This is a genomic window from Roseofilum capinflatum BLCC-M114, from assembly GCF_030068505.1.
GTDB lineage: Bacteria > Cyanobacteriota > Cyanobacteriia > Cyanobacteriales > Desertifilaceae > Roseofilum > Roseofilum capinflatum.
In genome coordinates this window covers 1-6,930 of record NZ_JAQOSO010000116.1, presented here as the reverse complement: position 1 = coordinate 6,930, position 6,930 = coordinate 1, and the positions used below count along the sequence as shown (strand labels likewise).

At 45.2% G+C, this 6,930-nt stretch carries 5 protein-coding genes; 4 read left to right on the top strand and 1 reads right to left on the bottom strand.

The features are described from left to right. Positions 1 to 188: 188 nt before the first annotated feature. The 3 genes from PMG25_RS22930 (at position 189) to PMG25_RS22920 (ending at position 4,883) form a co-directional block, all read left to right on the top strand. Positions 189 to 1,460 (top strand): hypothetical protein, encoded by a 1,272-nt coding sequence (locus PMG25_RS22930; protein ID WP_283769227.1) that lies wholly within the window; start codon positions 189 to 191, stop codon positions 1,458 to 1,460. Positions 1,461 to 1,783: 323 nt separating this feature from the next. After that, on the top strand, positions 1,784 to 2,248 hold the full coding sequence (locus tag PMG25_RS22925; protein WP_283769226.1) for a pentapeptide repeat-containing protein: 465 nt from the start codon (positions 1,784 to 1,786) through the stop codon (positions 2,246 to 2,248). 175 nt (positions 2,249 to 2,423) lie between these two features. Next, on the top strand, positions 2,424 to 4,883 hold the full coding sequence (locus PMG25_RS22920) for a glycogen/starch/alpha-glucan phosphorylase (protein ID WP_347178927.1): 2,460 nt from the start codon (positions 2,424 to 2,426) through the stop codon (positions 4,881 to 4,883). Positions 4,884 to 4,929: 46 nt separating this feature from the next. Here PMG25_RS22920 and PMG25_RS22915 read toward each other — a convergent pair whose 3' ends face one another. Then, entirely contained in the window at positions 4,930 to 5,133 is a 204-nt protein-coding gene (locus PMG25_RS22915; RefSeq protein WP_283769224.1) for a hypothetical protein, read from the bottom strand. Positions 5,134 to 5,400: 267 nt separating this feature from the next. Between PMG25_RS22915 and PMG25_RS22910 the strand changes: the two genes are divergently transcribed. After that, a complete protein-coding gene (locus tag PMG25_RS22910) occupies positions 5,401 to 6,831 on the top strand; it encodes an AAA family ATPase (RefSeq protein ID WP_283769223.1) in 1,431 nt (476 codons plus the stop codon). The last annotated feature ends 99 nt before the right edge of the window (positions 6,832 to 6,930 follow it).

Sequence of the window (6,930 nt, the reverse complement as noted above, 5' to 3'; positions counted from 1 at the left end):
CCCCTTCTCCCACGGGAGAAGGGGAGAAAAAGTCCCTCTCCCGTGGGAGAGGGATTTAGGGAGAGGGGAAAACGCCCTCATCCCCCTACCCCCTTCTCCCACGGGAGAAGGGGAGAAAAAATCCCTCTCCCGTGGGAGAGGGATTTAGGGAGAGGGCAAGCGATTACCCATTACCCGCCCATAGCACCATGTCAGACTTATTTAACTTCAAAGATCAATTTTCTGAGTCCCATCAGAAAATGTCAGACATCCATCAAGACTTCAAGACTCTTCGCCAGAGTCAACAGCAAGACTGCCAACGCTTAGATAAAGTCGAGCAAGAAATCCAAGAAATTGCCCAACTTTTAGGGGTTTCCGTCGATGAAATTTTAGCCCAAAACTCTGCTAAACCTGCCCCCATTAAAAAAGCGACTTGGGACGATCAATTTTTTCTCAATAATCCCCTAGTTCCCCTGGAAGAGCGGGTAAAACAAGAGGTGCTGAAAAAACCGGATTTATTGCCGCCTCTGTCTCAGCTCGATTATGCCGTGGTGGGGATAGCGGGTTTAGTGGCAGCGCTCTTAGATTTCTTTGTGGTAGCCATTCCCAAAGAGATCAATTATTTAGGCAAATATCAGCAAAAGGGCAGTCAATTTACCGGATGGTTGAGAACCTTGGGAATGGATGAGGGCAAGTTACACCCGTTTTTGCAATGGTGCGAAAAGGTCTGTAAGGTTCCCTATGATAAAAGTTTTTCTTCAGATATTCCTGGTTTACGCCCGACAACTCATCGCTTACTGAGTTTAGGCCATGACCCTTTATTCGGCTTAATTTTTGGCACATTTGATATCTTAAATGGTTCCCTGACGGCGTTTGATACCGAAGGCAACTTAAGAATTATTAAAACCTGGAATATGGCAGGGGAGGATAAAATTTTTGCCCCCTTAATTTGGTTGGGTCATATTGTTTCGGATATGTGTACGTCTATGGGAATTCCGATTCCCGGATGGGGGTTTACTCAGCTCTTGCAATTTGGCTCCATTGGCCCTAATCATATGACGATCGCCCAAACAGCCAACTGGATGTATGTTAATGGCTATGATTTGCGCCATCTACTCACCCTTTCTATACCCGTGGCAACCATCGAGCTAGTCATTCGCAGCTATGATTATTTGTCCACGCTCCAGCTAGAACCCTCTGGATTAAACCCTTCTAGGGCTTATGGACAAATCGAGAAGATTCAAGCCAAACTGAAGCTGAATAAAATGTTACTGCTCTCGCGGGCGATCGCCGTCAGTGGCAATGGCTTAAAAGTCTTCACCTATGCCGGAAATCCCCTAGCGGTGAATGTGGCTCAATGGCAGTTTCTGATTAAGGATAGCGTGGCGGTAGTGCAAGGGATGATGCGCGACAGAACCCCGGAACAGCTCGTCAGAAATCGCCAACAAATCAATCTCACCTGGCAGGAAATCCTAGGGTAATGGAGTCGTACATGGAAGGGACGGGACTGGCTGATATCAAGTCCGATTAAACCGCTATGATTACCAATCCTTGTAGGGTGGGCAGGAGCCTAAGCCAAATTATTCAAATTCTATCAGCATACCCTGCCCACCTTACTGCTATATTTTGATGGATTACAAGACTTACAAGCCCCACTCCCTAACCCCGTCTATCACTACATCCTCGATGTAAACCTGAAACTCTTATAACAAATTGTTACAAAAAACCCCCTAGATAGGTGACGTTTGTCCCCTTCAGTTGGGACAATAGAGATTCGTGTTCATGTTAAAACCTGAACCTTTCTATGGATGTCAATGAATTTCTAGACCGTTATGCCGCAGGGGAACGTTATTTTAAGGACGTTGACCTGTTCCGAGCTGACTTGAGTAGTGCCAATTTACCCGGAATTCGCTTATTGCGAGCCGATCTATTTGCAGCCAATCTGTTTCGGATTAATCTGTTAGGCGCTGATTTGTTCCGCGCTCGGTTAATTCGAGCTAATTTGTACTGTGCAAATTTGAGTGGAATTAATCTGGGTGAAGCGGAACTCATTGGTGCAGATCTCCGAGGCGCAGATTTAAGTGGCGCAGATTTAAGTAGCGCAGATTTAAGTGGGGCAGATTTAACTGATGCCAATTTAAGCTATGCGGATTTGAGTCTGGCCAGTTTATGCCGAGCGAACTTAACGAATGCCCAATTCGACACAGCAAAGTTGGATAAAACTGACCTGAGTAAAGCCATTATGCCAGATGGAGTCAAACATTCTTAAGAGAAAAGGCAAGGGGCCCCTTGCCCCTTGGTAATCTTGTGTAAAGCAACAGATTAAGCATAGGATTATAACAATAGGGTATCTTCTGGCATCTACATTTCAAACGTATGTAATCGTTATTCGGGATTAAAATCAGATTATGTCAAGCCAATCTTTTGCCCAAGATAATGATGTAATGACAGTTAATCCTGGCAGTCAGGACAGTCAGGTGGAAGCCTTAAAAGAGGATTTTATTCGGAATCTGCATTGCATTCAAGGGAAAACACTTCATCTTGCTACTCCCCATGATTATTATATGGCTCTGGCCTATACAGTGCGCGATCGCCTCCTCGATTATCGTCTCCATACCAGTCGTCGCTACCAAGAACAGCAGGCCAAAACCGTCTATTACCTGTCTGCCGAGTTTCTTATGGGTCGTCAACTGAGTAATAATTTACTCAATTTAGGCATTTATGAGGACACGGTGACAGCCTTAGAGCAATTGGGCTTAAACCTTCAAGATTTGGTGGTTTTAGAAGCAGAACCGGGGTTAGGCAATGGGGGCTTAGGTCGGTTAGCCGCTTGTTTTCTAGATTCATTAGCTACCTTGAGTTTACCGGCGATCGGCTATGGTATTCGCTATGAATTTGGCATTTTCGATCAACTGATTCTCAATGGGGTGCAAGTGGAGCGCCCAGATAAATGGTTGCGCTATGGAAACCCTTGGGAAGTGGGCCGTCCAGAAGCGAGTGTGCGGGTCAAATTTGGCGGATATACGGAATTTGTCCCCGATGAATCTGGGCAAATGCATGTCAGGTGGATTGGCGATCGCGAAATCACCGGAACCCCCTATGATACCCCTGTGCCTGGATATCAAAATCAGACCGTCAATCGGTTACGATTATGGCGAGCTTATGCCACCGAAGAACTCGATTTTGCCCAATTCGATCGCGGGGATTATGTGGGAGCAGTATCCGATAAAATCTTCTCGGAAAATATCTCTAAAGTCCTCTATCCCAATGATAATACCTCTCAGGGAAAACAGTTACGGCTAGAGCAGCAATATTTCTTTGTTAGTTGTTCTTTGCAAGATATTATTAATCGCTATCGGCGGCAATATGAAACCTTCGATCGCTTCCATGAAAAAGTCGCCATTCAGCTCAATGACACCCATCCATCTATTGGCGTAGCGGAGTTGATGCGGTTATTGATCGATGAATATCAGTTGGGCTGGAATCGCGCTTGGTACATTACCAAGCATGTTTTTGCCTATACCAATCATACCCTACTTTCGGAAGCTTTGGAAACTTGGCCGGTGAGTTTATTTAAGTCCTTGCTCCCGCGACATTTAGAAATTATTTATGAAATTAATCAGCGATTGATGAATGAAGTTCGCTCTCGCTATCCAGGAGATTTAGAGCGATTGTCGCGCATGTCTTTGGTGCAGGAATATCCAGAGAAAAAAATTAGAATGGCCCATTTAGCGGCTGTGGGTTCTCACTGCATTAATGGCGTGGCGCAACTGCATACCGATTTGTTAAAGGCTCAAGTTTTGCAGGATTTTCATGACTATTGGCCGCAAAAAATTCAGAATAAAACCAATGGTATTACTCCTCGGCGCTGGTTGCTGTTGAGTAATCCTCAATTGTCTGCCTTGATTTCCTCAAAAATTGGCCAGGGTTGGATTACGGATTTAGAGCAATTACGAGGATTAGAACCCTATGGGGATGATTCCAACTTTCAACAGCAATGGCAACAGATCAAATATGACCATAAAGTGGAGTTAGCCGAGCATATTTTGTTGTTTAATGATTTAGAAGTGAATCCGAGTTCGTTGTTTGATATTCAGGTGAAGCGGATGCATGAGTATAAGCGTCAGCTTTTGAGTGTGCTGCATGTAATCACCTTGTATCATCGGATTAAGCGGAACCCTGGTTTAAATCTTGTCCCTAGGACGTTTATTTTCGCCGGGAAAGCGGCTCCGGGCTATTTTATGGCAAAAATGGTGATTCAGTTGATTAATGCGGTGGCAAGGGTGGTAAACCAAGATCCGGAGGTGGGCGATCGCCTAAAAGTGGTGTTCCTGGCGGGCTATTCTGTTTCCTTGGGACAAAAAATTTACCCGGCTGCCGATCTCTCGGAACAGATTTCCATGGCGGGAAAAGAGGCATCGGGCACGGGAAATATGAAATTTGCCCTCAATGGTGCGGTAACGATTGGCACGTTAGATGGGGCGAATATCGAAATTCGGGAAGAGGTGGGTGAGGAAAATTTCTTCCTGTTTGGTTTAACCGCATCGGAAGCGCAAGCTCTGAAAGGGAAGGGGTACGATCCGAAATCCTATTATCGCCAGAATCGGGAACTGAAAGCGGCGATCGATGGCATTGCCAACGGGGAATTTTCCCCGGAAAATCCGGAGTTATTTCACCCCATTGTTGATTCCTTGTTGAAGCGGGATGAATACTTACTCTGTGCTGACTATGCCGATTATATCCACTGTCAAGAGCGTGTGAGTCAAGCCTATCAAGATCGGGCAAGTTGGACGAAACAATCGATTTTGAATACGGCCAGGATCGGTAAGTTTTCCAGCGATCGCGCGATCGCACAATACGCCAAAGACATCTGGCACATTCACCCGGTCATAGGTAACAGGTAATCCAAAAACCCCATTCCCTGCACCCTGAAAAGGGCGCAGGCCAGTATCAGCGCTTCACCTCCACCACTTCAGGGCGTTCCGGCAACGGCCAAGCCATCCGGTCTGCCAAGGTTACCCATGCGGCGGCGACTTGGGGTAATTCAATTAACAGAATAATACCCAAAGTAATGCACCATTTATACTTATTTTGCTGACAATTTTCACCCTGGTTTTCCGGTTGTTGTTCTGGCTTGGAATTCAAAACGCTCATTGGCTTATCCTCAATTCATCTATTCTTCAAGTCTGCCACACCAGGATTGAGAATAGGTCTAAGCTAGGTCTCGAAAAAAGTCTAATTTTTAGGGTAAAGTAGCAGCAAAGTCTAAAGTCTATTCGAGGTCTAACTAAAGTCTAAAAAGTCTAAACAAAGTCTAAAATTGGAGCGGTAGCGCTGTTTTTATAGTAACATAGACCTGGGGATAGAAGCCGGGTTTCTCCAAGAAACCCGGCTTCTGACAACATCGCGGAGAACAGCTCTATGACAATGACTTGGCAAGAATTTATCAAAGACATCTCTGGAAAGCGCGGGTTATCGCCTAAAGAAGAAGAAACTTTATTAGCAAAATTTCCCAAGGAAGATGAATGTTTAGATGAAGATACAGTTGCGGCAAAATTGACTGATCCCAAGGGAACTGTCAAGAAAAGAATGGGAGACATTTACGACAAGTTTAAAGCGCTATCTGAAGATTTAGCCAATTGTAACGGTGCAGGAAAAGCTGGACACTTGCATAAATTTCTCAGACAACAATATCGCAATGGCTGCGGTTCTATCGTTCCTCCCAAACCCGATGGGTTGTACTCCGATGAATTTAAGGCGCTCATTCAAGAAAAAATTGAACGATTTTGTGGGCGCGAGTTTGTCTTTGACGCATTTGACCAGTTTATTCAACACAACCCCAAAGGCTATTTTACCGTCATTGGCGATGCGGGGATGGGGAAAACTGCCCTATCTGCAAAATTGGTATCTGAGCGACACTATCCCCATTATTTTAATATTTTAGCCCAGGGGATTAATACCCCAGATTTATTTCTCAGGAGGATTCGCGAGCAGTTAATTGGCCGGTATCGGTTGGAAAAGGCAGAAGGGGACAATTTACCGGCATTGCTGGAAAAAGTGAGTCAGAAGCTACCCGCAGGAGAGCGACTGATTTTAGTGATTGATGCTTTAGATGAAGTGAATCAAGAGTCAGGAAGCAACCTCTTATATTTGCCCATGACGCTGCCGGAGCGGGTTTATATTTTCTTGACTCGGCGACCCTATACCTTGAAGACGAAGCGGTTGAATCTGTCCCCTGGGGTTCCTTATTCTGAGTTGGACTTGAGGGAAGAAAAGTATATGAAGTTAAGTGAGATTGATATTAAAGCCTATATTGGTTTATTTTTGCAAGACCCAGAGCATCAAGAGAGTTTGCAGCGTTGGATAGCCGAGCGCACCACAACAGAAGAGTTTGTGGAGCAGGTAGCCGACAAAAGTGAGAATAACTTTATGTATCTGCGCTATCTGTTACCGGCCATTGCCGAGGGTCAATATAATGATTTGCAGTTGGCACAGTTACCGAATGGGTTAGAGGAATATTATCAACAGCATTGGGTGCGGATGGGCATGGAAGATGCACCGCAAGAATTTATAGTGATTATTCTGTTTATCTTGAAGGAGGTGGGGACACCCATTCCCAGTGAAATGATTGCCGAAATTGCCGAGCAAGACGAGGCACAAGTGGAGGATGTTTTAGACGGTTGGATTGAATATTTAAGGATGCAGCATCAGGATGGAGAGTGTTGCTACAGCATCTATCATGCCAGTTTCTTGAATTTTCTGGAGAAGCAGACCGCGTTGAAACAAAATCGCAAGTTATTTCGGGAAGTCAATCAGCGCATTGCTGATTACCTGGAAGGAGAAATGGAGTAAACCGAAATGGTCTATGAGTTATCAATTGTTTGCCCTCTCCCTATATCCCTCTCCCACGGGAGAGGGACTTCTTGCTCCCCTTCTCCCGTGGGAGAAGGG

What these genes read in the sequence shown, in the direction of transcription:
- PMG25_RS22920 (WP_347178927.1), top strand. Translation starts at nt 2,424, where the DNA reads ATGACAGTTAATCCTGGCAGTCAGGACAGTCAGGTGGAAGCCTTAAAA.
- PMG25_RS22910 (WP_283769223.1), top strand. Translation starts at nt 5,401, where the DNA reads ATGACAATGACTTGGCAAGAATTTATCAAAGACATCTCTGGAAAGCGC.
- PMG25_RS22930 (WP_283769227.1), top strand. Translation starts at nt 189, where the DNA reads ATGTCAGACTTATTTAACTTCAAAGATCAATTTTCTGAGTCCCATCAG.
- PMG25_RS22925 (WP_283769226.1), top strand. Translation starts at nt 1,784, where the DNA reads ATGGATGTCAATGAATTTCTAGACCGTTATGCCGCAGGGGAACGTTAT.
- PMG25_RS22915 (WP_283769224.1), bottom strand. Translation starts at nt 5,133, where the DNA reads ATGAGCGTTTTGAATTCCAAGCCAGAACAACAACCGGAAAACCAGGGT.